The following is a 22,888-nucleotide window of genomic DNA, read 5'->3' as shown; positions in this document are numbered from 1 at the left end:
AGTTCCTCTTGGCTAAAAACAGTCAGGCAGACAGCCGCCAGATCATCAGCGAAATGCCGATGTCCAGGCGATCATAAGCATTATCCAGCGTCAGCCCGCACAGGGCTTCGATGCGCTGGACGCGGTGTGTCAGGGTGTTGCGGTGCACGGCCAGGCGCTGGGCAGCGGCCACAAGGTTACCATTCTCGTGAAACCAGGCTTCCAGAGTGGGCATGAGGCTGGGGCCATGGTGCAGGTCGTGGCGCAGCAAGGGGCCGAGGCGTTCATTTAGGAATTGGTCGAGCAGGGCGCGATCACGCACGCCGCTTAGCAGCTTGAGCACGCCCAGTTCGTCGTACACGCACAGCCCGGCGCGTTCGCTGAAACGCCGCGCAGCCGCGAGTGCCTGGCGCGCTTCCTCCTGCGCCTGGGCCAGGCGTGCGGGTGGGTGAGCGGCGGCGCTGAGGCCAATAAACAATTTAAGCGGCGACAGGCGCAGATTCAGTGGGTTGAGCCAGTTGGCCAATTGTTGGCGGTTGGCCAAGGCTGCGGCAGCGTCCTGTGCCGGCAGCAGCAACGTCCATTGCCCGGCTCGACCCTGCACCGGCAACCCGGCCGAGAACTGACGCAAGCGGCGGCTGATGGCGTCGTGTTGTCGGGCCAGTTGCGCCTCCACAGAAGCCGCATCACCCTGGGCAAACAGCGATTCACTGCCTTCCAGTTGCAGTTGCACCACCTGCCAATGCCCGGCCAGCGGCATGCCCAACTGCGTGGCCCGGTGCAGCAAGAGATCCAGGGATTGGTAGTCGCCGGTCAGCAAGCGTTCCAGTACGTCATGCCGTGAGCGCCCCAACTGCTCGGACTGGATCAGCGCCGAACCGATGGCTTGGGTCACCAATACCATTTTCAGCGAGTAGGGCTGTTCGACCAGCGGCATGCCGGCGGCTTCGGCAGCGTCGAGTAAGCGCTGGGGGATCGCCTGGATATAGGACGGCCCGGTCAGAACCACCAGCCCAGCCACTTGACGCTCGCAGGCTTCCTCCAGCAATTGCAGCAGGTTGGCTTCGTCACGCGGGTGATTGATCCCGGTGACGAATACCAGTTCGCCGCCCAGCACCCATTCGGCGATCCCGCTGTTTTCCGCCACATAAGGCCAGCGCACGCCGTTATCCAGACCTGCCTCGCCCGCGCGCAGGCGCATGGATTCCAAACCTGGCAGGGCGAGCACATCGGCAATGGTCAAGCTCATGCTTGAGCGTCAGCCAACGGCGCTCGCACCCGTAGTACGGCGGTGAGCGCGATGTAGGTCAACGACGCGGCGACGATGCCCACCAATGGCGCGACCCAGGGCGAACTGAATGCCAGCACTGTGCCCACGGCATAGGCGACCAGTCCTGGCCAGTTGAACGCCGGCAGGCGGGCATCGGCCAGGCGTGGATAGTGGCCGCGATAGCGATAGAAAAAGTCCGCCATGATCACCCCACCAATCGGCGGGATCACCGTACCCAGCACAATCAAGTAGGGCACCAGCAGGTCGTACATGCCGAGTAACGCCAGCAGGGTGCCGATCACCGCACCGGCCAGGGTCACGGTCTTGCGCCGCTTGGTGCGCAGCAAGTTGCAGCCGGCCACGGCGAAGTTGTAGATGGTGTTGTCCTGGGTACTCCAGATATTGAGTAGCAACATGACCATCGCCGCCATGGCAAAGCCTTGCAGCAACAACACTTCGACTACGTCCGGTTGCTGGTAGACGATGGCACCGTAGGCGCCGATCAGCACCATCAAGCCGTTGCCGATAAAGAAACCGATCAGGCTCGCCAGCACGGCCACCTTGGCCGAACGCGAAAACCGCGTCCAATTGGTGGCCTGGGTCGCGCCGCTGACAAAGGTGCCGAACACCAGGGTAATCGCCGTGGACAAGTCCAGCTCAGCGGTCGGTACCACTGCCAGCAGTCCGTCCAGTCCACCGACTTTCACTGTCGCTACCCACATCGACAGAAACAGCAGAATGCCCATGGCTGGCACCGCGATGTAGGACAGAATTTCCAGCCCACGATAACCAATGTAGGCCGTGGCGCAGAACACCAGACCAAACAACACCATCAACGCAAGCACACTGCCCTGGCTCAGTTCGAAATACTTGCCAAGCACTACGGCAGCAGTGGCAGTACCCCAGGCATACCAGCCGATTTGAGTGAAGCCGAGGATCAAGTCGCTGAGTTTGCTGCCCACTTCGCCAAAGCAGAAGCGCCCCATCAACACTGAATTCAGCCCGCTCTTGAAGGCGATGTAACCCAGGCCTGCGGCGTACATACCCAACAAAAGGTTACCCAGGGCCACCACGCCGAGCATGTCGACGAAACTGAACGCCACCCCCAGCTTGCCGCCGGCAAACATGGTCGCGGTAAAAAAGGTAAAGCCCAGCAGCACCATGGCGGTCGATGCCAGGCCCTTGCGCGCATGCATGGGGACTTCGCTGAGGGGGTAGTCGTTGCCCGGTTCTTGCTGCGTCATGTGCCTTGCTCCCTGAGTGAGTGACGCAGCGCTGTTGCACCGTGCGTGCCAATCCGGCAACAGTGACGAGCGCACGGTAGGTGCTGTGCACTGTGCACAGTTTTTATAGCGAAAGAGGGGGCAAGCACAGCAATGAATGGTCGCAGTGCCCAGTCGGGCACGAAAGCGGTGCAGCAGTGATACAAAGTGGATCAGTCAAACAGCGTCTGGGTCGTGTCGCCGCGATGGAAGGCAAAGGCGGCCTCCAGATCACTTTCGATGGTGCGCCCACGGGACAGCGGCGGTAGTGCATCAAGGCGGAAAAAGCCCACATCAGTGGTTTCGAATCCGGCCATCGGTGCCGACTGATCCAGCGATTCACACAGGAAGTACAGCTTGTAGAAGTCCCGCACATCCGGTCGATACAAGCCTTTGGCCTTGTGCGTCACGCTGTACAGCGCCCTGGCGGTTACCGTAAGCCCCGCTTCCTCGCGAATCTCTTTGACGATGTTTTCGGCTGCCGACAAGCCGATATCCGCATACCCACCCGGCAACGCCCAGCAACCATCGGTCAACTCCCGCACCAACAAAATCCGGTCGCCTTCGATAACCGCACCGCGCACGTCAATCATTGGCGTCGAATAACGCTGGGCAAAATCTGTGACCAGTCCGCAGATACGTTCCAACGGGACATTGCCCAATTGCGCCAGCATGCTGTGGGCAATCTCGGCAATTTCTTCCAGGCGCTCGCGCTCGAAATCATCAGTGCAAAAGTGCAGCCCCGTGGACGCCAGCGCCTGTAAGCGTTTGGCTTGGGCCAGCCAAATGTTTTCCATGGGTTACTCCTGGAGATGCTTGGTCATGTATATGCGCCGCAGGCCGTGTTCCTCGGCGCGATGGGTTTCAACATAGCCGCGGCGATGGTAGAGCGCGATGTTCTCGGTCATGGCTTCATTGGTATAAAGGCGGACCACAGCGAAACCTGCGTCGATCGCCTGCTGTTCGGCAAAGTCCAACAGCAACCGCCCGAAACCCAGGCCCTGTGCCTCAGGGGCGACGGCCAGGTTATCCAGCAACAGCGCGCCGTCGGCCTCCAGCAGGACAATAAAGCCCTGGACTCGCCGTGCGTTTTCCAGCACGTGCACGCCGCCGGCTTCCACCCGTTGGCGATAATCCTCGAGCATCGGCCCGGGTTTACGGCCGATTCGTGCGATATACGGCGAGTAAGCTGCCTGGACGATGGCCTCGATGGCTACAACATCATGGACAGTGGCGGGGCGCATCATAGCCGCGTGCTCCTAGTGGCAGCGTAGCCACGACTGTAAGGGGGGCAGGCACAAAAAAACCACCGCGTGGGTGGTTTTTTCATATCGCAGGCTTACTCGCCGTGATAAATGCAGCCGCTGGTGCAGGTCTCGTGGATGCGAATCGCACTGAGCTCAGGCAGCAAGGGTTTCAGCTCATTCCAGATCCACCTGGCGAGCACTTCGCTGGTCGGGTTTTCCAGGCCTGGGATGTCATTCAGGTAGTTGTGGTCGAGGCGTTCGTAGAGCGGCTTGAAAATCGCCTTGATCTCCGAGAAGTCGCGAATCCAGCCGGTATGGGGATCCAGGTCGCCGCTCAGGTGGATCGCCACCTTGAACGAATGCCCATGCAGGCGCCCGCATTTATGGCCTTCCGGTACGTGGGGCAGGCGGTGGGCGGATTCGAATGTAAATTCCTTGAAGATTTCCACAGTGTTTTCAGCTCGGTCGATGTCTGGCAGGCGGCGAGTTTAACAGCTTGATCCCTTGTCGCGCATACCGCTTGGTCATAGCGCCAGTAAGTGCTCGCCCAATTTTCCGTTATCCGCCAGCTCAAGAAACTCATCCCCCAACCGCCGGCTTTCGCTCATCGCGGTCTGCCAATATGTGTTGCGGCTCGGATCGTCGCCCATAAAGCGCTTGAAGTCGCTGCGGTCCGGCAGTTTGCCGTGGGGCAGGCGGGCGAGGTAGTCCTTGGACGGCGCCAGAAGCAATACATCCTGCAAACCCTGCGGATTGCTGCGCCGCCACGGCAGGCCTTTGTCGAACCAGCCGGGAATGACCCGGTCAGTAAAGTGCGGGTACAGCACAATGTCATCGCCGTGATAAGGCAGGTCGAGGTGGTAGTCGAGCAGGCCGCCGTCGCGGTAGGTGCCGGCGCCCGCGCCGGGCAGGTCGCGTACGCCTTGCATCACCATGGGGATCGAGCCCGACGCCAGCAGCGCCTGGCGCAGGTTGCCCACTTCCAGGTCGAGGAAGCGTGACGGAAAATCCTTCAAAGGATGCACCGGCGGCGCCTGGCGCGGGTCGTGGATGATCAGCCGTTCGAAGTGCCGCGACAGCCGTGCGCGGCCACGCAAATTATCGGCAATCACCGACGACAAGCCCAGCCCGAGGCGCCCACGGTGATCATCGGCAAGCAGGCCGTGGCTCTTGACCACCATGATGTTGAGGCGATAGTGGGGTGTTTCCAACACCTGCGCATCGCGGCCGGCCAGCAGGTCGTCGAGCATGCGCTGGCAGCTCTGGCTGACTGTGGCCATGCTCACGCCTTTGGCAAAGCGTTGTTCGTTATACAGGCGCCCGAGGTCCAGCAGACCTTGCACCGGGTCCGGCAGGCACGCACTGGCAAACCGCCAGGAGCCGATGGACGCGCCGATCAGCGCGCGTTCCCGTGGTGCACGCGGCAACCAATCGCCAAACAGCGCCAGGTCCAGGCCTTGGATACCCAGCGCCTTGGGGCCGCCGGCCGCGCCAGGCAGGATGCCGACGTCGGCAGGCGCCAGGCCCTGTTCGCGAATGCGCGCAAAGGCGCGTTTACCGGCCTTTAGGGTCAGGGCTGGAAACTTGATGTGAATCGCTGTCATACCGGTCTCTGTGGAAGCGAGCAGGGTTGTATAGAAAATCTCGCACAATAATTGGGGAAGGGGGATGTCGGAAATTGCCATGATGGCAATTCAGTTTCAATTAAGTTGCTACAGGTACGGTGGCCGACGCAGGAAAAATCTTGAAACGGAGACTCCCCATGAAGCGCCTTACAGGGCTGGTCGCCGCCGGTATCATCGCCTTCACGGCGATCCAGGCCCAAGCCGTGGACCCCGACAAACCACTGAAAGTGCCTGCCACTGTTACAATTATCGCCTTTGATCAGTTGGAAGCCACGGCCCTGGCCTTGCACCCGGGTTCAACACTGCTGGATACCGACCTGGACGAGGAGTACGGCAAGTATCTTTACCAAGTTGAACTGGAGGATACCGACGGCATCGAGTGGGAGGTTGAATTGGACGCGCTCACCGGGCAGGTTCTCAAGAATCATCAGGAAACGTAATGAAGGTAAATTTATACGCCGGCAGTCGAATGGCGTTGCTGCTCCTGGTTTTTTGCTCAAGCCTGGCAGCCCGCGATCTTGATCAGGACGAGGCCTTGGTCCTGCGCCAGAACGGCGTGATCCTGTCGCTGGAGCAGTTGCTGGACCAGGCCATGGCGCGTCATCCGGGGTCGCGTCTGCTGGAGGCCGAACTTGAGAAAAAGCACGGTAAATATGCCTATGAAGTGGAACTGGTCACCGCCGACGGCGTGGTGCGTGAGATCAAGTTGGATGCATCCACGGGTGCGCTGATCAAAGACGAGGAAGACTGATGCGCCTGCTTTTGGTGGAAGACAACGTACCTCTGGCCGATGAACTGTTGGCCGGCTTGCAACGCCAGGGCTATGCCGTCGATTGGCTGGCTGATGGCCGCGATGCGGTGTACCAGGGACGCAGCGAACCCTATGACCTGATCATCCTCGACCTTGGCCTGCCCGGTTTGCCTGGGCTTGAAGTACTGGCGCAATGGCGGGCCGCCGCGCTGGCCATCCCGGTACTGATTCTCACCGCGCGTGACTCCTGGGCCGAGCGCATCGAAGGGCTCAAGGCTGGCGCCGACGATTACCTGAGTAAACCGTTCCATCCCGAGGAACTGCACCTGCGCATCCAGGCGCTGCTGCGCCGCTCCCATGGGCAGGCCAATCAGCCCACCCTGCAAGCGGCTGGCCTGCACTTGGATGAAGGGCGTCAGTGCGTGCTGCGCGATGGTGCAGAGATCCAGCTGACCGCCGCCGAATTCCGCCTGTTGCGCTACTTCATGCTGCATCCCGAGCAAATCCTGTCGAAAAGCCACTTGGCCGAGCATTTGTATGATGGCGAAACCGAGCGCGACTCCAATGTGCTGGAAGTCCACGTTAACCACCTACGCCGCAAGTTGGGGCGCAGCGTGATCGAAACCCGGCGCGGCCAGGGTTACCGGTTTGGCGCCAGCGCCGAATGAGGTCGATCCAGCGGCGCCTGAGCCTGGGCCTGGTCAGCGTGATGGTGATTGTCGGCGTTGCGTTGGCGCAAACCAGTCTTTGGTTGTTTGAAGCGGGCTTGCAGCGCTACCTGGAAGCGGGTCTGCGCAACGACAGTGAGAGCCTGCTGGTGGCGCTGGTACGCGGCCCAGATGGCTTGCAACTGCATGAGAAACGCTTGTCGCCAGCGTACCAACGACCGTTTTCCGGGCACTATTTCCGCATTGATTTCGCCGATACGCACTGGCGCTCCCGCTCGCTGTGGGACCAGGAGCTGCCGCAACTGTCCGAGGCCGGCCTCAAGGGCAACCTGCAACTGGGGCCGGAAGGTCAGCAACTGTTGGTGTTGCGCGAGGACTACAAACGCTTCGGGCAGTCGATTTCCATCAGCGTGGCCCAGGACTACACGCCGGTGCGGGAAAGCTTTCGCCTGATGCGTCAGATCGGTCTGGTGCTGGGGCTGGCGGCGCTGCTGCTGGTGTTGGTCCTGCAACGGCTCACCGTGCGCCGCGCCTTGAGGCCCTTGGAAACCGCACGTAACCAGATTGCTCAACTGCAACAGGGCCAGCGTTCGCAACTCGACACCCAGGTGCCGCTGGAGCTGGAGCCGCTGGTGGCGCAGATCAACCACTTGCTGGCCCACACCGAAGACAGCCTCAAGCGTTCGCGCAATGCCTTGGGCAACCTCGGACACGCCCTCAAGACCCCGCTGGCGGTACTCTTGAGCGCGGCGTCAAGCGAAGCGCTGAAGGATCACCCTGAACTGAGCAAGCTGCTGCGTGATCACTTGGAACACGTGCAGCAACGCCTCAACCGTGAACTCAACCGTGCGCGCCTGGCCGGTGAAACCTTGCCGGGAGCGTTGTTCGACTGTGACAAAGAATTGCCGGGCCTGCTCGCCACCTTGAACATGATCCACGGTGAGCACCTGGACCTGAGCTATCACGCCGCGCCCGGGCTGCAACTGCCCTGGGACCGTGAAGACCTGCTGGAGCTGCTGGGCAATCTGTTGGATAACGCCTGCAAATGGGCGGATGCCGAGGTGCGCCTGGCCGTCACAGAGACTGTGCACAGCTACGTGCTGGCGGTGGAGGACGACGGTCCCGGTATACCCGAAACCCTGCGCGATCAAGTCTTCAGCCGCGGCGCACGGCTGGATGAACAGATTGATGGGCATGGCCTGGGGTTGGGCATCGTGCGGGATATCGTCGAGGTGTGGGGCGGGGTGTTGCAGTTGCAGGAAAGTGCGTTGGGCGGTTTGAAAGTACTGATTGAGTTGCCCAAGCGTTAGTCCTGACACACCACAATCAAAATGTGGGAGCGGCGGTGCGACGATTCGACTTGCTCGCGAATGCAGTGTGTCAGTCTCTGAATATGTCGACTGATGTACCGGATTCGCGAGCAAGCCCCACATTGGATCTATTACACCGTCAGACCCGGAACTGATCCATCAACCCCTGCTGCTGATTCGCCAGGCTATTCAACGCCTGGCTCACCCGCGCCGATTCATTCGCCTGTTCCGACAGCGATTCGGTCACATCGCGAATCGTCGCCACATTGCTGTTGATTTCCTCGGCCACCGCGCTTTGCTCTTCGGCAGCGCTGGCGATTTGCAGGTTCATGTCGCTGATCACCGTGACGGCCTCGCCGATCTGGCGAAGGGCGGTCACCGCCTCGCCAACTTGTTCGACGCTGCCCTGGGCCTGGCGATAGCTGTTGTCCATGGCGCTGACGACCTCTTCTGTGCCGCCTTGCAACTGCTCGATGACGAGGCGGGTTTCCTCGACGGACTCCTGGGTGCGCCGCGCCAGGTTGCGCACTTCATCAGCCACCACCGCAAAGCCACGTCCAGCCTCACCGGCGCGGGCCGCTTCGATGGCGGCGTTGAGCGCCAACAGGTTAGTCTGTTCGGCAATACCACGAATCACTTCCAGCACCGAACCGATTTTTTCGCTATTGGCAGCCAGGCCTTCGACCTGGTTCATGGCCGTGCTCATATCCGCCGCCAACTCCCCGATATTGCGGGTCGTGTGGTCGATTACTGTGAGGCCGTCGCGGGTCGCCTGGTCGGCATCGCGTGCAGCTTGGGCCGCCTGCGCAGCGCTGCGCGCCACATCCTGGGCGGTGGCGCTCATTTCGTGGGAAGCAGTGGCCACTTGGTCGACCTGACGATACTGCTGTTCCATGCCGGCGCTGGTTTGCGTGGCAATTGCGGCGGACTGGTCGGCGGTGCCACGGGCGTCCTGCACCGAACGCTTCACCTCGGCGATGATCGGTTGCAGCTTGTCCAGGAAACGGTTGAACCAGCCGGCCAGTTGGCCCAACTCGTCCTGCTTGTCGTAGGCCAGGCGTCGGGTCAGGTCGCCTTCGCCGCTGGCAATGTCTTCGAGCATCTGCGCTACGCCGAGGATCGGCCGGGTCACGCTGCGTGCCATCAGCCACACCAGGATCAGGCCGACCACTGCCGCCAGCAGGCCCAGGCCCAGTTCAAGCAGGGTGCCGCGCGTGTTGTCGGCGTCCAGTTGCGCCTTGAGCGCTTCGGCCGGGCCTACCAGGACTTTCTCCGGCACATCCAGCAACACGCCCCACGGCTTGCCATCCGGGATCGGCGCGAACGGCGCCAGCACCTTGAGTTGGTGGTCGCTACGCAGGCTGCGGATGTGGGTGCTGCCAGACAGTGCGCTGATCAATTGTGCGCCGTTGGCGCTGTCGACCTGGTCCAGGCGCTGACTGAGCTTGCTGGCGTCCTGGCTGTGGCCGGCGAGCAAACCTGTAGGGCTGAGGATGCTGACGTGGGTCTGGCCGTCATACAGCTTGTGGCTGGCCTGTTGGCTCACGGCCTGCAGGCTGTTGAGGTTGATGTCGACCGATAACGAGGCGATGACTTTGCCATTGACCATCAACGGAAAAACGATGCTGGTCATCAGCACGTTTTGTCCGTCGATCACATAAAAGTAGGGTTCGATCACGCACGGCTTGAGGGTGGTGCGCGGGCAGGTGAACCAGGCGTTGGCCTTTTCACCGCTGGGGCCGACGCTGGCGTCGGACATGTCGCTTTCCGGCAAGGCCATTGAGGTCAGCTTGCCGGGTGTCGGCTGCGACCAGTACAGGGCGAAGCGGCCTTTGTCGTTACTGCCCAGTTCGGCTTGGCCTGCGAACAACTCATCCTTGCCATCCAGGGCATTGGCTTCGAACACCAGGGACAAACCGAGCAAGTCCGGGTTGGCCTGCAACGCGGCCTTGACCTGGCGGGTCAGGTCTTCGCGGGTGTCGAAGGCGTCGAGAAAGCGTTTTTCCGCCTGTTCGCGCAAGAACAGCACCTGACGAGAAAAACCATGGCCGTACTGATAGGCGTCCATGAACTGCTGCCGAATACCCAGCGCCTGCACTTCGCCTTGGGCTTCGATGCGCGCCTGGGCGGCTTCATCCAGCATCTGCATGCTGGACGCCTTGACCTGCTGCGAACTCTGCTCCATGCGATACAGCGACAGACCCACCAGCAGGGTCACGATTCCCAGCAGGCACAGGCCGGCGAGCAGGGTGATTTTCCATTGAATGGAGAGCTGCCTAAGCGACATCGGTACATCCTTACCTGAAAACACATGAGCCCGGTTATCGGCCGAGTTCAAATTTTCTTAATTCAAACGATCAATTTAAACCTGAAAGCGGCGCCGCTTTTTGACATGCGCGCCCACCTGCGGCAAAGTGCGCGCCCTCTAATAAGACCTCCTTCAAGCCTGTACGTCGGCTGCCGCCCGATGGCCGCCCGGGCGCAGGCATGCCTGTTGTTTACGTTTTTTGCTTGAGGTAACCATGATTAACGCAGTTATTGCCGCGGTCGGCACCATGCTGGTGCTCAGCCTGTCCCGCGTGCATGTGGTCATCGCCATCATCGTTGGCGCACTGGTGGGCGGCCTTACCGGTGGGCTGGGCATCGACGCCACGCTCACGGCCTTCAATGGCGGTTTGGGCGGTGGTGCCACCGTGGCTTTGTCCTACGCCTTGCTCGGCGCTTTCGCGGTGGCGATTGCCAAGTCTGGCCTGGCTCATGCCCTGGCCGACAAGGCGCTGCTGCGGGTGGACCGCCAGGAAGCCAGCGGTGGCAGTCACGTCAAATGGCTATTGATCGGCCTGCTGTGGGGGGTGGCGATTGCCTCGCAGAACATCCTGCCGATCCACATTGCGTTTATCCCGTTGCTGGTGCCGCCGCTGTTGTATGTGCTGACCAAGCTGCAACTGGACCGCCGCCTGATCGCCTGCGTGATGACCTTCGGCCTGATCACGCCCTACATGTTCCTGCCGGTGGGCTTTGGCAATATCTTCCTCAACCAGATCCTGCTGGCCAACGTGGCCAAGAGCGGCGTGGACATCAGCCAGGTCAGCGTCACCCACGCCATGAGCTTGCCGGCCCTGGGCATGGTGGTCGGCCTGCTGGTGGCAGTGTTTATCAGCTACCGCAAAAAGCGTGTGTACAACCTGGAAAAAATCGAGCGCGTCGAGCAGGTGGCGGTGCAGTACAACCCGTTGACCCTGCTGGTGGCTGGGGTGGCGATTGCTTCGGCGTTCATCATTCAATTGTGGCTGGACTCGATGATCATCGGCGCACTGGCCGGGTTCCTGATCTTCTCGGTGTCGGGCATCGTGCGCTGGCGCGATACCGATGACCTGTTCACCGAAGGCATGAAGATGATGGCGATGATCGGCTTCATCATGATTGCCGCGTCGGGGTTTGCCGAAGTGCTCAAAGCCACCGGCGATGTGCGCTCGCTGGTGGAGACGTCGGCGGCGTTCATCGGCCATAGCCGTGGCGTGGGGGCATTGCTGATGTTGCTGGTCGGGCTGCTGGTGACCATGGGCATCGGTTCGTCGTTCTCCACCGTGCCGATCCTGGCCGCGATCTTTGTGCCGCTGTGTGTGCAACTGGGCTTCAGCCCGGTCGCCATCGTGTGCATCGTCGGCACGGCGGGTGCCTTGGGTGACGCCGGCTCACCGGCTTCTGACTCCACCCTCGGCCCGACCTCCGGCCTGAATATCGACGGCCAGCACCACCATATCTGGGACACTGTGGTGCCGACGTTCCTGCACTACAACCTGCCATTGCTGGCGTTTGGCTGGCTGGCGGCGATGACCCTCTGACGGCCCGCTACAGAATCCGCGCAATTGGCCGATAGCCTCTCAAGTCGTGACTAATAAGAGAGAAAAGCCATGCGTCTGAGCCTCAAGGCCAAAGTTCTGTCCCTCGCCGTAGTGCCGGTGTTGCTGTTTGCGGTGGTCATCAGCCTGACCACCGTGTGGATCCTGCAAGGACAGGCGCGCAACGAGGTGGATGAAACCCGCCAGCGCCTGCTCAACGAAGCCAAGGCTACCCTGCAAAGTTATGTAGAAGTGGCCATGAGCACCGTCAAGCCGCTCTACGACGCCGCCGCCCCCGGCGATACCGCCGCGCGCGCAGAGGTGGTCAAGTTGCTGTCCAACACCAGCTACGGCAAGGACGGCTACTTCTTCGGCTATGACTCCGAGACCATCCGCCTGTTCAAGGGCAACAGCCCAGACGGCGTGGGCAAGAGCTTCAAGGACAACCGCGACCCCAACGGCGTCTACGTCAACCGCGACCTGGTCAAGGTCGGCAAGGACGGCACCCACTACCTGCAATACAGCTCGACCCAACCGGGGCAGACCGAACTCGTGCCCAAAATGGGCTACACCGAATACCTGCCTAAATGGGACATGGTCATCGGTACCTCCGTCAACTTGGACGGCATCGAAGCCCAGGTCGCGGTGGTCGAGGCCAAGGTGCAGAAACGCATGGAAGGCGTGTTGCTGAGCATCCTCGGCGTGGCCGTGGTGGTGCTGCTGGTGATCGCTGCCGTCGGCATGGTGCTGGCCAATACCATCCTGCGTCCGCTGACCTTGATGAAAGCCAACCTCGACGATATCGCTGCCGGCGAAGGCGACTTGACCCGCCGCCTGGCCATCACCAGCCAGGACGAGCTGGGCGATCTTGCCGGCGCGTTCAACCGCTTTGTCGACAAGATCCACGGCCTGGTGCGCCAGATTACCGAGATGACCACCCAACTCACTGGCCTGGTCAGCCAGGTCTCCGACCAGGCCCAGCGCTCCGAACAGGCCATGGAGCGCCAGCGCCACGAGACCGACCAGGTGGCGACTGCGATCAACCAGATGTCGTCCGCTGCGCAAGAAGTGGCGCGCAGTGCCCAGGGCGCCTCGGTGGCTGCCCAGCAAACCGACGCCGAAGGCCAGGCCGCCAAGCGCGTGGTGGACGGCAGCATCGCGCAGATCCATGCGCTGGTGAACGACATCCGTAGCAGCGGTGTGTCCCTCGACAGCTTGCAGCAAGACGTGTCCTCTATCGTCAGTGTCCTCAGCGTGATCCGCTCCATCGCCGAACAGACCAACCTGCTGGCGCTCAACGCGGCGATCGAAGCGGCGCGGGCAGGGGAGGCCGGGCGTGGTTTTGCCGTGGTCGCCGATGAAGTGCGTGCCCTGGCCAGCCGCACCCAGACCAGCACCCAGGAAATCCAGGGCATGATCGATCGTCTGCAAAAAGGCACCGAAGCCGCCGTGGAGGCCATGCGCCGTTCCAGCGATGCCGGGGATGGCACCTCGGCCCAGGCCAACGAAGCTGGCGCGTCGCTGGACACCATTGCCCAGTTGATCGGCACCATCAATTCGATGAACGCCCAGATCGCCAGCGCCGCCGAAGAGCAGACCGCGGTCGCCGAAGAGATCAACCGCAGCGTGCATCAGATTGCCGTGGCGGTGGACAGCGTGGCCGACGAGACCCAGCTGGGCGCGCAGACCTCACGTAGCCTGGCGGAGCTGGGTCAACGGTTGGGGCAATTGGTCGGTCAGTTCAGGATCTGAAGCCGCCATAGCAAGCTGAAACCACCCATGCTCGGCGGTGTTAAGAAGCGATCCAGCGGCTACAAGACATCACGCATCAGCAAGCCAAAGCGCACATCCATCTCCGCCGGGACCGGTACATACACCGTGTGCCCATCTCCCGGCGCGACCTCGACAGCCTCGCCCCGGCTGTTGTGCATCCTCTCCAGATCAAAGTGAAAATTGCCGGCCGGTGTCATTAATTCCAGGTGATTGCCCACCGTAAAGCGGTTCTTCACCTTGACCTCGGCCAACTCGCCCCGACGCTCGCCGGTCAGCTCTCCGACGAATTGCTGACGCTGCGACACCGAGCTGCCGCTCTGGTAGTTCTGGTACTCATCGTGCACATGGCGGCGCAGGAAACCCTCGGTGTAGCCGCGCTGGGCCAGGGATTCGAGGTCGGTCATCAGGCTGCGGTCGAAGGCGCGACCGGCCACCGCATCATCGATTGCGCGGCGATACACCTGTGTGGTGCGCGCGCAGTAGAAATGGGATTTGGTGCGGCCTTCGATCTTCAGCGAATGCACGCCCATGTGCGTCAGGCGCTCCACGTGCTGCACCGCGCGCAGGTCCTTGGCGTTCATGATGTAGGTGCCGTGCTCGTCTTCAAAGGCGGGCATTTGCTCATCGGGGCGGTTGGCCTCTTGCAGCAGGAACACCTGGTCGGTCGGTGTGCCAATGCCCAGGGTCGGTTCCGGTTGAAACACCTGGACGATATCGCCCGTGGCGTTTTCCACTGCTGGCGTGGCCTGGTATTTCCAGCGGCACGCGTTGGTGCAGGAGCCCTGGTTAGCATCACGCTTGTTCATATAACCCGAGAGCAGGCAGCGTCCGGAATAGGCCATGCACAAGGCACCGTGCACGAACACTTCCAGTTCCATGGCCGGTACTTGCTGGCGGATCTCACCGATCTCTTCCAGGGACAGTTCCCGCGACAGGATCACCCGGCAGATCCCTTGCTGCTGCCAGAACTCCACGCTGGCCCAGTTCACGGTGTTGGCCTGCACAGACAGATGGATCGGCATCGACGGGAAGTGCCGGCGCACCAGCATGATCAACCCGGGGTCGGACATGATCAGCGCATCCGGGTCCATGGCGATCACCGGGGCCAGGTCCTTGAGGAAGGTCTTCAACTTGGCGTTGTGCGGCGCGATGTTCACCACCACATAGAAACGTTTGCCCAGCGCGTGGGCTTCCTTGATGCCGAGGGCCAGGTTGGCGTGGTCGAACTCGTTGTTGCGCACTCGCAGGCTGTAGCGCGGCTGGCCGGCGTAGACCGCATCGGCGCCGTAGGCGAAGGCGTAGCGCATGTTTTTCAGGGTGCCGGCAGGGGCGAGCAGTTCGGGGGCGAGGATGGGAGGCATGGGCACGGGTCGCAAAAGGTCGCGAAGGTAGCCGAGCGGCCACGACGGTTTATTGATCCAGGTCGTTGTTTGGGCTTTTTGTATCGCTGTGTATCGACAGGCGCTGTTGAAGGAGGCCAAAGCCGTTGAGTGAGGCCTATGCTTGTTCGATAACCCAGGGCACTCCCAGGTTTCGCTGCGGACTAAGCAACAGGGCCTACACGAGGCCACTGCTTTTCTGACATGGACCGGATATGAATCAAACCAACCTGCAATTCAAAACCCTGCTGTTGTTGCTGGTCCTGGTGACCATTGCCTTTATCTGGATATTGCTGCCGTTTTACGGCGCGGTATTCTGGGCGGTGATCCTTGGCATTATCTTTGCCCCGATGCAGCGCCGCCTGCAGCAGCGCTTTGGCTGGAACCGCAACCTTACGTCCCTGGCCACCTTGAGTGCCTGCTTGATAGTTGCGATCCTGCCGGTGATCATCACCAGCTCCTTGCTGGTGCAAGAGGGCGCGACGCTCTATAAAAACGTTGAAAGTGGTAAGTTGGACGTGGCGGCGTATATCGAGCAGTTCAAAAACGTGCTGCCGCCGTATTTCCAGCACCTGCTCGACCGTTTTGGCATGGGCAACCTGGAAGGCTTGCGCGAGAAGATCGTCAAGAGCGCGATGCAGGGCAGCCAGTTCTTTGCGACCCAGGCGTTCAGCTTCGGCCAGGGCACGTTTGATTTCCTGGTGAGTTTTTTCACCATGCTGTATTTGCTGTATTTCCTGCTGCGCGACGGCCCGGACCTGGTGCGCAAGGTGCGCACGGCGGTGCCGCTGGCCGAACCGCAGAAGCGCCGGTTGCAGCTCAAGTTCAATCGGGTGGTGCGTGCCACGGTCAAGGGCAATGTGCTGGTGGCCGTGACCCAGGGTGCGCTGGGCGGGTTGATCTTCTGGTTCCTCGATATCCCGAGTGCGTTGCTCTGGGCGGTATTGATGGCGTTTCTGTCGTTGTTGCCGGCGGTGGGCGCGGGGATTGTGTGGGGGCCGGTGGCCGCTTACTTCCTGTTGAGCGGCTCGATCTGGCAGGGCGTGGTGCTGGCGCTGTTTGGCGTGTTTGTGATTGGTTTGGTGGACAACGTGCTGCGTCCGATCCTGGTGGGCAAGGACACCAAAATGCCGGACTACCTGATCCTGATCTCCACCCTGGGCGGGCTGTCGGTGTTTGGCTTGAACGGCTTTGTGATCGGGCCGCTGGTGGCGGCGCTGTTCATGTCCAGTTGGGCGTTGTTTGTGGAAAGCAAGCCGCGGGTCAAGTTGCCTTTGCCTTAGGGGCAGCTGTAAGTTTCAAGCTTTTAGCCTCAAGCTTGCAGCTTGAGGCTTGCAACTGCTTCTCCACTGCTCCTGAAAGGCCCCCTGATGGCTTCGCCATCGCGTACTACGTACCAGCAGGCGAGCAAGCCCAGCTCCCGAAGAGGGACGGGGACGGCGCTGCCGATGACGGACATGATCTGAACAGTAGGCATAAGGACCTCCAATCGCTATGGAGGTCACCTTACGGGGCTGGGCGGCGTAGGAAAAATCAACCGTCTCGATAGTCGACATCAACGCGATGCGTCAGTCCACGACCTGATCAAGCATGTTCACCACTTCCTGCTCACTGAGCAAACCCTTGCGCACCAGGTTTTCTGCCAGCAGTGCGAGGAATTTGGCGCTGCGGTGGCCTTCCAGGTGCTTGAGCTCGGTGAGGGCGCTGTACACCTTGCTGGACGTGCAGAGGCCAGCGGTGCGGTGTGGGTTTTGCGTGGGCATGGTCAGTCGTCCTTGTTGTTATTGGGTGGACAGGCTCGATAGTGCAGTGTGTCGTGGCACAAACATGACAGCGTGAGGCCCGGTCGAGCAAGTAGACATTGGTGTTGATGATGTGCGAATACGCAGCGGGCATTGTCTTCGGAACGACCTTTGCAGGATGAATCCGGACTTTTCAGACAAAAAAAGGCCTCGCAACCTGCGAGGCCCGTTTCAGCGGGATCGATTACCAGCCGCGGCCGTAGTAGCCGTGGTGGGGGCCGTAGCCGCCGCGCGGTGGGCCGTAATAACCACGCGGTGGACCGTAATACACCGGCGCCGGGCGGTAGTAGACCTGTTGTTGCACATACACCGGTGGCGGCGGTGCGTAATAGACCGGCGGCGGCGCGGCGTACACCGGTTGCGGTTGCACATACACCGGCTGCTGCACATAGACCTCACGTGGCTGGCTGGCAACCACGGAGCCCACGACTGCTGCGCCGACCAGGGCACCCAATACGGCCGGGCCACCCCAACCACCACCGTGGGCGGAGGCTTGGCCTGCCATCGCGAGTGCGCCAACAAGCAAGGCGATCTTGGGGATTGTACGAATCATGGTCATTCCTCGGTTAGCCCCTGCGCTTGTGGTCTGCAATCAATGGACTCAAGTAATGTCGCGGGGATACTTTTAAGACAACGTATTTCTGAAAAACAGCACAGCCGCTAGGTAAAGGTTGTGTAAGGTCTGTATCGAATCGCTTACTCAAGGAGTTACCCATGCAGATGCACCCCAACAAGGACACGCGGCTGTGCATGTCGCTGTCGGCGCGCCCCGGGAATTTTGGCCTGCGTTTTCATAACCACCTGTACGAACAGTTGGGTCTGAACTTCTACTATAAAGCCTTCAGCAGCCAGGATTTGCCCGGCGCGATCGGTGGTATCCGCGCGCTGAACGTCCGTGGTTGCGGGGTTTCCATGCCGTTCAAGGAGGCCGCCATTGCCTTAGTGGACGAACTCGACGATTCAGTTCAAGCCATCGACTCGCTAAACACCATCGTCAACACCGATGGGCATCTCAAGGCCTACAACACTGATTACATCGCCATTGAGCAACTGCTGAAAAAGCACGCCGTGCCGCAGTCATCGACATTCGCCCTGCGTGGCAGCGGCGGCATGGCCAAGGCCGTGGCCAGTGCCTTGCGCGATGGCGGCTACGCTAGCGGCGTAATAGTGGCGCGTAATCAAGCCGCAGGCCGCGCCTTGGCGCAGAACCTGGGCTATGAATGGTTGCCCGACTTGGGTGAATTGCGCCCACAGATGCTGATCAACGTGACACCTATCGGCATGACCGGCGGGCCTGAGGCGCACGCCCTGGCGTTTGATGCCGAAGCCGTGGAGGCTGCCGAAACGGTGTTCGATGTGGTGGCGATCCCCTCTGAAACCCCATTGATCGTGCGGGGCCGTGCCAAAGGCAAACGGGTGATTACTGGGTTGGAAGTAATCGCGATCCAGGCGTTGGAGCAATTTGTGCTCTATACCGGTGTGCGTCCGACCCCTGAGCAATTCGAGAAAGCCGTGGCATTTGCGCGTGCCTGAAACCTCATCCCATCGCATCCCCCACCCAGTACCCAAGTAGCATAGGTCTCCCCCCTGGCCCTTCGTACACTTGTGCCTCAGAGGGGGAGCCAACGATGCACAACAGTGAAGGCGTAGTCAGTGCCATGTCCCAGGCCACCGATGCCGGGCAGGCCGCCGAAGAGCTGGCGCGGCAACTGTTGCATCCGTACCTGGGTTTCGTGCTGTTTTTCTGCTCGGCCTCCTATGATTTGCAGGCTCTGGGCCACGCGCTGCAACAATGCTTCGGCAGCGTGCGCGTGGTCGGCTGTACCAGCGCCGGCGAGATCACGTCCCAAGGCTATGGCCGCAACTGCATCACGGCGGTGGGCTTCAACCACGCTCACTTTTCCATCGCCACTGAGCTGATCGACCAGGTGGAACACTTCAGCCTGATCAACGCCCAGGACATGGTCGAACGCCTGGTCGGCGGTTGCCGCAGCAATACGCTGGCGCCGATCAAGGGCAACACCTTCGCCCTGACCCTGCTCGATGGCCTGTCCAGCCGAGAAGAAATGGTGCTCGCGGCCCTCAGCGCCGCGTTGGGCGATATCCCGCACTTTGGCGGTTCGGCGGGTGACGACAATTTCCTCACGCACACCCACGTCTACTTCAACGGCGTGTTCCACAGCGGCGCAGCGGTGGTGGTACTGGTCAATACCTGGCTGGATTTCGAGGTGTTCACCACCCACCACATCCTGCCGCGCTCGGAAAAGCTGGTGGTCACCGGCGCAGACAGCCCGTCGCGACGGGTCTTTGAACTCAACGCCGAGCCTGCCGCCGAAGAATACGCGCGGCATATCGGTGTGGCCGTGGCCAACCTCGACCACCGCACCTTCGCCGCGCACCCGCTGGCGGTGCGCATCCACGACCAGTACTACGTGCGCGCGATCCAGCAGGTGCACGAAGACCTCAGCCTGAGTTTCTACTGCGCGGTGGAAAACGGCATCGTCCTGACCGCGATGAAGCCCGGCCCGATTCTGCCGAACCTGCAAACCCTGTTCGACGGCCTGCAGTCGCGCCTTGGCGACCTGCTGCTGACCATTGGCTGCGACTGTTTCCTGCGGCGCCTGGAACTGGAAGACAACGGCACCCTCGAGCAGATCGGCAGCTATCTGCGCGACCAGCGGGTGATGGGCTTCAACACCTACGGAGAACAGTTCAATGGCATGCACATCAACCAGACTTTCACCGGTGTCGCCATTGCCCGAGGCCGACGCTGACCTGCCCGCCCTGGTGGCGCGACTGCAACAGGACAACCACAAGCTGGCGCGGATCAATGCGGCGCTGATCGAGCGCATCGAGTCCGGCATAACCCAGGGCAACAACCCCTACACCACCTTCCAGCATTCGGTGGTATTGGCCGAGCAAGTACGCGAACGCACTGATGCGCTGAACCAGGCGATGGCTGAACTCAAGGCCAGCAACCACCTGCTGATCAACGCCCGGCTGCGCGCCGAAGCCCTGCGCGGCGAACAGGCAGCGGCGCAAAAGGCCCAGGAAAGCGAACGCTGGATCCGCCTGATCACCGACAACGTGCCGGCGCTGATCGGCTACCTGAATGCTGAGCTGGTCTACGAATTCACCAATAAAGTCTATGAGGAATGGTACTGCTGGCCGCGCGGCATGATGCTCGGCCAGAGCCTGCGCGAAGTGCACAGCGAGCAGCATTGCCAACGCCTGGATGCCTACGTCGCCCGCGCCCTGGCGGGGGAAAGCGTGACGTTTGAATTCGCCGAAACCAACATCAACAATCAGGAGCGCTACATGCTGCGTTCTTATGTGCCGAACCTGTTGGCCAGTGGCGAAGTGGTGGGGATCTTCGTATTGATCCGCGACATCACCGAACGCCGGCGCACCGCTGAGGCCTTGCACCAGGCCTACCAGCACCTGGAGCAACGCGTGGCCCAGCGCACGTCGGAACTCACCTCGCTCAACGACCAGTTGCTCAAGGAAATCGACGAGCGCCGGCGCATGGAAACCCGCCTGCGTGAAGCCAAGCGGGAGGCCGAACAGGCCAACCTGTCGAAAACCAAGTTCCTCGCCGCTGTCAGCCATGACCTGCTGCAACCGCTGAACGCCGCGCGCCTATTTACCAGCGCATTGCTCGAACGCCCCAGTGAAACCCTGGTGCGCAACGTCAGCAATTCCCTGGAAGACGTGGAAAACCTGCTCGGCACCCTGGTGGATATTTCCAAGCTGGATGCCGGGGTGATCAAGGCCGATATCGCGCCGTTTGCCCTCAGTGAGTTGCTGGACAACCTCGCCGTCGAATACACCGAACTGGCCCGCGCCGAGGGGCTGGCGCTGCACTTTATCGACTGCTCGGCGCTGGTGCGCAGCGATATCCAGCTGCTGGCGCGGATCCTGCGCAACCTGCTGAGCAATGCGATTCGCTACACCTACAAGGGCCGCGTAGTACTGGGTTGCCGGCGCCAGCATCAACGCGTGTTGATTCAAGTATGGGACAGCGGCATGGGCATTGCCGAAGAGCGTCTGGAGGAGATTTTCCAGGAGTTCAAGCGCGGCGATGTGCAGCGCCCGGATCAGGATCGCGGGTTGGGCCTGGGCCTGGCCATCGTGGAAAAGATCGCCGGGATGCTCGGCCATCGCATCAGCGTCAAATCCTGGCCGGGTAAAGGCTCGATGTTTTCGGTAGAAGTGCCGTTGAGCGCCACCGCGCCCAAGTCCTCGCCGGCGCCGTGCATGAGCGAGCCGATGCTCGAACGCTTGCAGGGTGCGCGCGTGTGGGTGCTGGATAACGACGCGGCGATTTGTGCAGGCATGCGCACGTTGCTCGAAGGCTGGGGCTGCCGGGTGGTCACCGCGCTGTCGGAGCAGGACTTGGCGCGACAGGTGGACAACTACCATGCCGAGGCGGACTTGCTGATTGCCGATTACCACCTCGACAACGACCAGAACGGCATTGACGCAGTGGCCCGCATCAACGCGCGGCGGGGCCGTGCGATACCGGCGATGATGATTACTGCCAATTACAGCAATGAGTTGAAACAGCAGATTCGTGAGCTGGGGCATACGTTGATGCATAAGCCGGTGCGGCCGATGAAGCTGAAGACTGCGATGAGTCATCTGCTCAGTCGGCCCTGACAAAAGGCAATCAAAATGTGGGAACTTGTGTTCTGTCTGGCGGTTCAGCGCCGCAGGTAGGAGCCGAAATCAATATCCCCGGCACTGAGTATCGCCTGCACCCGATTATGCACATTCAACTTGCGCAAGATCGCCGACACATGCGCCTTCACCGTGGTCTCGGCAATCTCCAGGGTGTACGCAATCTGCTTGTTCGACTCGCCCTTGGTCATCCGTTCCAACACCAGCAATTGCTTGCGCGTCAGTGCCTGCAACAGCTCCGGGGCGAAACCGGGATTGTCGTTCATGCGCCGTTGCCCGGTGTTTTTCTGGGAACGGATGATGTCCGGCGGCAGGTACACGTTGCCGTTGAGAATCTGCTGGATCGCCTCGGTCATTTGCAGGCGGGGCGAGGACTTGGTGATGAACCCCACGGCGCCATACGTGATGGCTTGCAGCACGATTTGCTTGTCCTGTTCGGCCGAGACAATCACCACCGGGATAGTCGGTGACTCGTTGCGCAGGTTGATCAAACCGTTGAGGCCGTGCATGCCGGGCATGTTCAGATCCAGCAGGATCAGGTCGAGGTCGTCGTGTTCCTGGGTCAGGGCGAGGGCACTGTCCAGGTCGGCGGTTTCCATCACCTCGCTGCCGGGAAAACCGTCGCTGATAACGTTATGGATCGCCTCGCGAAACAGCGGGTGATCGTCGGCAATCAAAATTTTGTACATGGCCGTTCACCTTCTTGTTGTGGTTTTTTATTCAAAGGGTTCGGGTGTGGCAGTCATCACTGGCAGGTTTGCCGCTTCCCATGCATCCAAGCCATCGCGATACCAGTACACAGAGGTATAGCCCAGCTCGGCGGCTCGTTTTACCGCGTTCCAACTCAGCCAGCAATCGGAGCGGCAGTAGAACACCAGCGGGCGTGCCAGGTTGCCGCCGGTGAACGTGTAGAGGTGTCGCACGAGATAGCCTTGCCATTCAGGTGAGAGGTCACCGTCGCCGGTGTTGGCCAGCCAGTGGCTTCCTGGCAGATTGGCGTGAGGCTGGTCTTCGATGAAACGGCCTTGCAGCCACTGGCGCCGGTACACGTCGATCAGGACCGGCGCGGGCGTCTGGTTGAGCAGGGCTCGCAGGGCCGGGGTGTCGACGATGGTCGCCCCGGGCAGTTGATCGGGCGTAGGGCTGCGGTACACGCTGATGCGGTAGCCGTCGGCGGAAAACAGGGGTGGGTCGGCGTGTACATGCGTGATGAACAGGCACAACAGGGCCGCTAGGGGCAGTCGAACGGGCAGCATGGCGGGTCCAGTCGTTATCGTTATGCACCTATTACACGCCAGTC

23 protein-coding genes and 1 pseudogene are annotated in these 22,888 nt (G+C 61.1%); 12 read left to right on the top strand and 12 right to left on the bottom strand.

Annotation, left to right across the window (positions count from 1 at the left end; genetic code table 11):
* Positions 1 to 22: 22 nt before the first annotated feature.
* The 6 genes from AACY30_RS25045 to AACY30_RS25020 form a co-directional block, all read right to left on the bottom strand.
* On the bottom strand, positions 23 to 1,228 hold the full coding sequence (locus AACY30_RS25045; protein WP_339468970.1) for a PucR family transcriptional regulator: 1,206 nt from the start codon (positions 1,226 to 1,228) through the stop codon (positions 23 to 25).
* Positions 1,225 to 2,493, bottom strand: coding sequence for a cytosine permease (gene codB, locus AACY30_RS25040; protein WP_339541281.1), 1,269 nt, complete (start codon positions 2,491 to 2,493; stop codon positions 1,225 to 1,227). Before codB ends, AACY30_RS25045 begins: the two co-directional genes overlap by 4 nt.
* Positions 2,494 to 2,684: 191 nt before the next feature.
* Complete coding sequence (locus AACY30_RS25035; protein WP_339468967.1) at positions 2,685 to 3,308, bottom strand: NUDIX hydrolase; 624 nt, start codon at positions 3,306 to 3,308, stop codon at positions 2,685 to 2,687.
* Positions 3,309 to 3,311: 3 nt separating this feature from the next.
* A complete protein-coding gene (locus tag AACY30_RS25030) occupies positions 3,312 to 3,758 on the bottom strand; it encodes a GNAT family N-acetyltransferase (protein WP_339468966.1) in 447 nt (148 codons plus the stop codon).
* Between the two features lie 92 nt (positions 3,759 to 3,850).
* The gene (queD, locus tag AACY30_RS25025) at positions 3,851 to 4,207 is read right to left on the bottom strand and encodes a 6-carboxytetrahydropterin synthase QueD (RefSeq protein WP_339468964.1); all 357 of its coding nucleotides are present in this window, start codon (positions 4,205 to 4,207) and stop codon (positions 3,851 to 3,853) included.
* 75 nt (positions 4,208 to 4,282) lie between these two features.
* The gene (locus tag AACY30_RS25020) at positions 4,283 to 5,362 is read right to left on the bottom strand and encodes a patatin-like phospholipase family protein (protein ID WP_339541280.1); all 1,080 of its coding nucleotides are present in this window, start codon (positions 5,360 to 5,362) and stop codon (positions 4,283 to 4,285) included.
* A gap of 158 nt (positions 5,363 to 5,520) precedes the next feature.
* On the opposite strand from AACY30_RS25020, the gene AACY30_RS25015 reads away from it, so the two are divergent.
* From AACY30_RS25015 to AACY30_RS25000, 4 genes are read left to right on the top strand one after another with little or no spacing between them, the layout of a single operon-like run.
* The gene (locus AACY30_RS25015) at positions 5,521 to 5,823 is read left to right on the top strand and encodes a PepSY domain-containing protein (protein WP_065874640.1); all 303 of its coding nucleotides are present in this window, start codon (positions 5,521 to 5,523) and stop codon (positions 5,821 to 5,823) included.
* The gene (locus tag AACY30_RS25010) at positions 5,823 to 6,134 is read left to right on the top strand and encodes a PepSY domain-containing protein (RefSeq protein WP_339468960.1); all 312 of its coding nucleotides are present in this window, start codon (positions 5,823 to 5,825) and stop codon (positions 6,132 to 6,134) included. The genes AACY30_RS25015 and AACY30_RS25010 overlap by 1 nt, the downstream gene beginning before the upstream one ends.
* Positions 6,134 to 6,802, top strand: a complete 669-nt coding sequence (locus tag AACY30_RS25005; protein WP_049709086.1) for a response regulator transcription factor — start codon at positions 6,134 to 6,136, stop codon at positions 6,800 to 6,802. The genes AACY30_RS25010 and AACY30_RS25005 overlap by 1 nt, the downstream gene beginning before the upstream one ends.
* Positions 6,799 to 8,112, top strand: coding sequence for a sensor histidine kinase (locus tag AACY30_RS25000; protein WP_339541279.1), 1,314 nt, complete (start codon positions 6,799 to 6,801; stop codon positions 8,110 to 8,112). The genes AACY30_RS25005 and AACY30_RS25000 overlap by 4 nt, the downstream gene beginning before the upstream one ends.
* A gap of 139 nt (positions 8,113 to 8,251) precedes the next feature.
* Here the strand turns inward: AACY30_RS25000 and AACY30_RS24995 are convergent, their stop codons facing one another.
* Positions 8,252 to 10,399 (bottom strand): methyl-accepting chemotaxis protein, encoded by a 2,148-nt coding sequence (locus AACY30_RS24995; RefSeq protein ID WP_339541278.1) that lies wholly within the window; start codon positions 10,397 to 10,399, stop codon positions 8,252 to 8,254.
* 24 nt (positions 10,400 to 10,423) lie between these two features.
* Between AACY30_RS24995 and AACY30_RS24990 the strand changes: the two genes are divergently transcribed.
* The 4 genes and pseudogenes from AACY30_RS24990 (at position 10,424) to AACY30_RS27625 (ending at position 13,706) form a co-directional block, all read left to right on the top strand.
* On the top strand, positions 10,424 to 10,627 hold the full coding sequence (locus AACY30_RS24990) for a hypothetical protein (RefSeq protein WP_339468957.1): 204 nt from the start codon (positions 10,424 to 10,426) through the stop codon (positions 10,625 to 10,627).
* Between the two features lie 10 nt (positions 10,628 to 10,637).
* On the top strand, positions 10,638 to 11,957 hold the full coding sequence (locus tag AACY30_RS24985) for a Na+/H+ antiporter family protein (RefSeq protein WP_339541303.1): 1,320 nt from the start codon (positions 10,638 to 10,640) through the stop codon (positions 11,955 to 11,957).
* A gap of 69 nt (positions 11,958 to 12,026) precedes the next feature.
* Positions 12,027 to 12,848 (top strand): annotated as a pseudogene (locus tag AACY30_RS27630) (cache domain-containing protein); the annotation flags it as partial.
* A gap of 36 nt (positions 12,849 to 12,884) precedes the next feature.
* Entirely contained in the window at positions 12,885 to 13,706 is an 822-nt protein-coding gene (locus tag AACY30_RS27625; RefSeq protein WP_445261119.1) for a methyl-accepting chemotaxis protein, read from the top strand.
* A 59-nt stretch (positions 13,707 to 13,765) separates the two neighbouring features.
* Here AACY30_RS27625 and trhP read toward each other — a convergent pair whose 3' ends face one another.
* A complete protein-coding gene (gene trhP, locus AACY30_RS24975; RefSeq protein ID WP_339541277.1) occupies positions 13,766 to 15,088 on the bottom strand; it encodes a prephenate-dependent tRNA uridine(34) hydroxylase TrhP in 1,323 nt (440 codons plus the stop codon).
* Positions 15,089 to 15,321: 233 nt separating this feature from the next.
* On the opposite strand from trhP, the gene AACY30_RS24970 reads away from it, so the two are divergent.
* A complete protein-coding gene (locus tag AACY30_RS24970; RefSeq protein WP_339468953.1) occupies positions 15,322 to 16,389 on the top strand; it encodes an AI-2E family transporter in 1,068 nt (355 codons plus the stop codon).
* Between the two features lie 285 nt (positions 16,390 to 16,674).
* Here the strand turns inward: AACY30_RS24970 and AACY30_RS24965 are convergent, their stop codons facing one another.
* Both AACY30_RS24965 and AACY30_RS24960 read right to left on the bottom strand, forming a co-directional pair.
* A complete protein-coding gene (locus AACY30_RS24965) occupies positions 16,675 to 16,869 on the bottom strand; it encodes a hypothetical protein (RefSeq protein WP_010211349.1) in 195 nt (64 codons plus the stop codon).
* 223 nt (positions 16,870 to 17,092) lie between these two features.
* Entirely contained in the window at positions 17,093 to 17,467 is a 375-nt protein-coding gene (locus AACY30_RS24960) for a hypothetical protein (protein WP_339468951.1), read from the bottom strand.
* A 155-nt stretch (positions 17,468 to 17,622) separates the two neighbouring features.
* Here AACY30_RS24960 and AACY30_RS24955 point away from each other — a divergent pair, with 155 nt between their 5' ends.
* The 3 genes from AACY30_RS24955 to AACY30_RS24945 all read left to right on the top strand — a co-directional run bounded on the left by AACY30_RS24955 (position 17,623) and on the right by AACY30_RS24945 (position 21,567).
* A complete protein-coding gene (locus AACY30_RS24955; RefSeq protein ID WP_339541276.1) occupies positions 17,623 to 18,441 on the top strand; it encodes a shikimate 5-dehydrogenase in 819 nt (272 codons plus the stop codon).
* A 95-nt stretch (positions 18,442 to 18,536) separates the two neighbouring features.
* Positions 18,537 to 19,682 carry a nitric oxide-sensing protein NosP gene (gene nosP / locus AACY30_RS24950; protein ID WP_339468947.1) on the top strand — a complete coding sequence of 382 codons (1,146 nt, stop codon included), beginning with the start codon at positions 18,537 to 18,539 and terminating at the stop codon, positions 19,680 to 19,682.
* Entirely contained in the window at positions 19,624 to 21,567 is a 1,944-nt protein-coding gene (locus AACY30_RS24945) for a PAS domain-containing hybrid sensor histidine kinase/response regulator (protein ID WP_445261455.1), read from the top strand. Before nosP ends, AACY30_RS24945 begins: the two co-directional genes overlap by 59 nt.
* Positions 21,568 to 21,611: 44 nt before the next feature.
* Here AACY30_RS24945 and AACY30_RS24940 read toward each other — a convergent pair whose 3' ends face one another.
* The gene (locus tag AACY30_RS24940; RefSeq protein WP_049709073.1) at positions 21,612 to 22,277 is read right to left on the bottom strand and encodes a response regulator transcription factor; all 666 of its coding nucleotides are present in this window, start codon (positions 22,275 to 22,277) and stop codon (positions 21,612 to 21,614) included.
* A 27-nt stretch (positions 22,278 to 22,304) separates the two neighbouring features.
* On the bottom strand, positions 22,305 to 22,844 hold the full coding sequence (locus tag AACY30_RS24935; RefSeq protein WP_339428152.1) for a PQQ-dependent catabolism-associated CXXCW motif protein: 540 nt from the start codon (positions 22,842 to 22,844) through the stop codon (positions 22,305 to 22,307).
* Between the last annotated feature and the right edge of the window lie 44 nt (positions 22,845 to 22,888).

Source organism: Pseudomonas sp. RA_5y_Pfl1_P24 (genome assembly GCF_963970945.1).
GTDB classification, from domain to species: Bacteria; Pseudomonadota; Gammaproteobacteria; order Pseudomonadales; family Pseudomonadaceae; genus Aquipseudomonas; species Aquipseudomonas tritici.
The sequence above is the reverse complement of the archived record's forward strand: the minus strand, read 5'-3'. Positions and strand labels throughout refer to the sequence as shown.

Coding starts and splice junctions, on each gene's coding strand:
- nosP (WP_339468947.1), top strand. CDS start 18,537: ATGCACAACAGTGAAGGCGTAGTCAGTGCCATGTCCCAGGCCACCGAT.
- AACY30_RS24940 (WP_049709073.1), bottom strand. CDS start 22,277: ATGTACAAAATTTTGATTGCCGACGATCACCCGCTGTTTCGCGAGGCG.
- AACY30_RS25045 (WP_339468970.1), bottom strand. CDS start 1,228: ATGAGCTTGACCATTGCCGATGTGCTCGCCCTGCCAGGTTTGGAATCC.
- AACY30_RS24960 (WP_339468951.1), bottom strand. CDS start 17,467: ATGACCATGATTCGTACAATCCCCAAGATCGCCTTGCTTGTTGGCGCA.
- AACY30_RS24955 (WP_339541276.1), top strand. CDS start 17,623: ATGCAGATGCACCCCAACAAGGACACGCGGCTGTGCATGTCGCTGTCG.
- AACY30_RS25035 (WP_339468967.1), bottom strand. CDS start 3,308: ATGGAAAACATTTGGCTGGCCCAAGCCAAACGCTTACAGGCGCTGGCG.
- trhP (WP_339541277.1), bottom strand. CDS start 15,088: ATGCCTCCCATCCTCGCCCCCGAACTGCTCGCCCCTGCCGGCACCCTG.
- AACY30_RS25015 (WP_065874640.1), top strand. CDS start 5,521: ATGAAGCGCCTTACAGGGCTGGTCGCCGCCGGTATCATCGCCTTCACG.
- AACY30_RS24945 (WP_445261455.1), top strand. CDS start 19,624: ATGGCATGCACATCAACCAGACTTTCACCGGTGTCGCCATTGCCCGAG.
- AACY30_RS25010 (WP_339468960.1), top strand. CDS start 5,823: ATGAAGGTAAATTTATACGCCGGCAGTCGAATGGCGTTGCTGCTCCTG.
- AACY30_RS24965 (WP_010211349.1), bottom strand. CDS start 16,869: ATGCCCACGCAAAACCCACACCGCACCGCTGGCCTCTGCACGTCCAGC.
- AACY30_RS24990 (WP_339468957.1), top strand. CDS start 10,424: ATGAGCCCGGTTATCGGCCGAGTTCAAATTTTCTTAATTCAAACGATC.
- AACY30_RS24935 (WP_339428152.1), bottom strand. CDS start 22,844: ATGCTGCCCGTTCGACTGCCCCTAGCGGCCCTGTTGTGCCTGTTCATC.
- AACY30_RS25030 (WP_339468966.1), bottom strand. CDS start 3,758: ATGATGCGCCCCGCCACTGTCCATGATGTTGTAGCCATCGAGGCCATC.
- AACY30_RS27625 (WP_445261119.1), top strand. CDS start 12,885: ATGACCACCCAACTCACTGGCCTGGTCAGCCAGGTCTCCGACCAGGCC.
- AACY30_RS24995 (WP_339541278.1), bottom strand. CDS start 10,399: ATGTCGCTTAGGCAGCTCTCCATTCAATGGAAAATCACCCTGCTCGCC.
- AACY30_RS25005 (WP_049709086.1), top strand. CDS start 6,134: ATGCGCCTGCTTTTGGTGGAAGACAACGTACCTCTGGCCGATGAACTG.
- AACY30_RS24970 (WP_339468953.1), top strand. CDS start 15,322: ATGAATCAAACCAACCTGCAATTCAAAACCCTGCTGTTGTTGCTGGTC.
- AACY30_RS25000 (WP_339541279.1), top strand. CDS start 6,799: ATGAGGTCGATCCAGCGGCGCCTGAGCCTGGGCCTGGTCAGCGTGATG.
- codB (WP_339541281.1), bottom strand. CDS start 2,493: ATGACGCAGCAAGAACCGGGCAACGACTACCCCCTCAGCGAAGTCCCC.
- AACY30_RS25020 (WP_339541280.1), bottom strand. CDS start 5,362: ATGACAGCGATTCACATCAAGTTTCCAGCCCTGACCCTAAAGGCCGGT.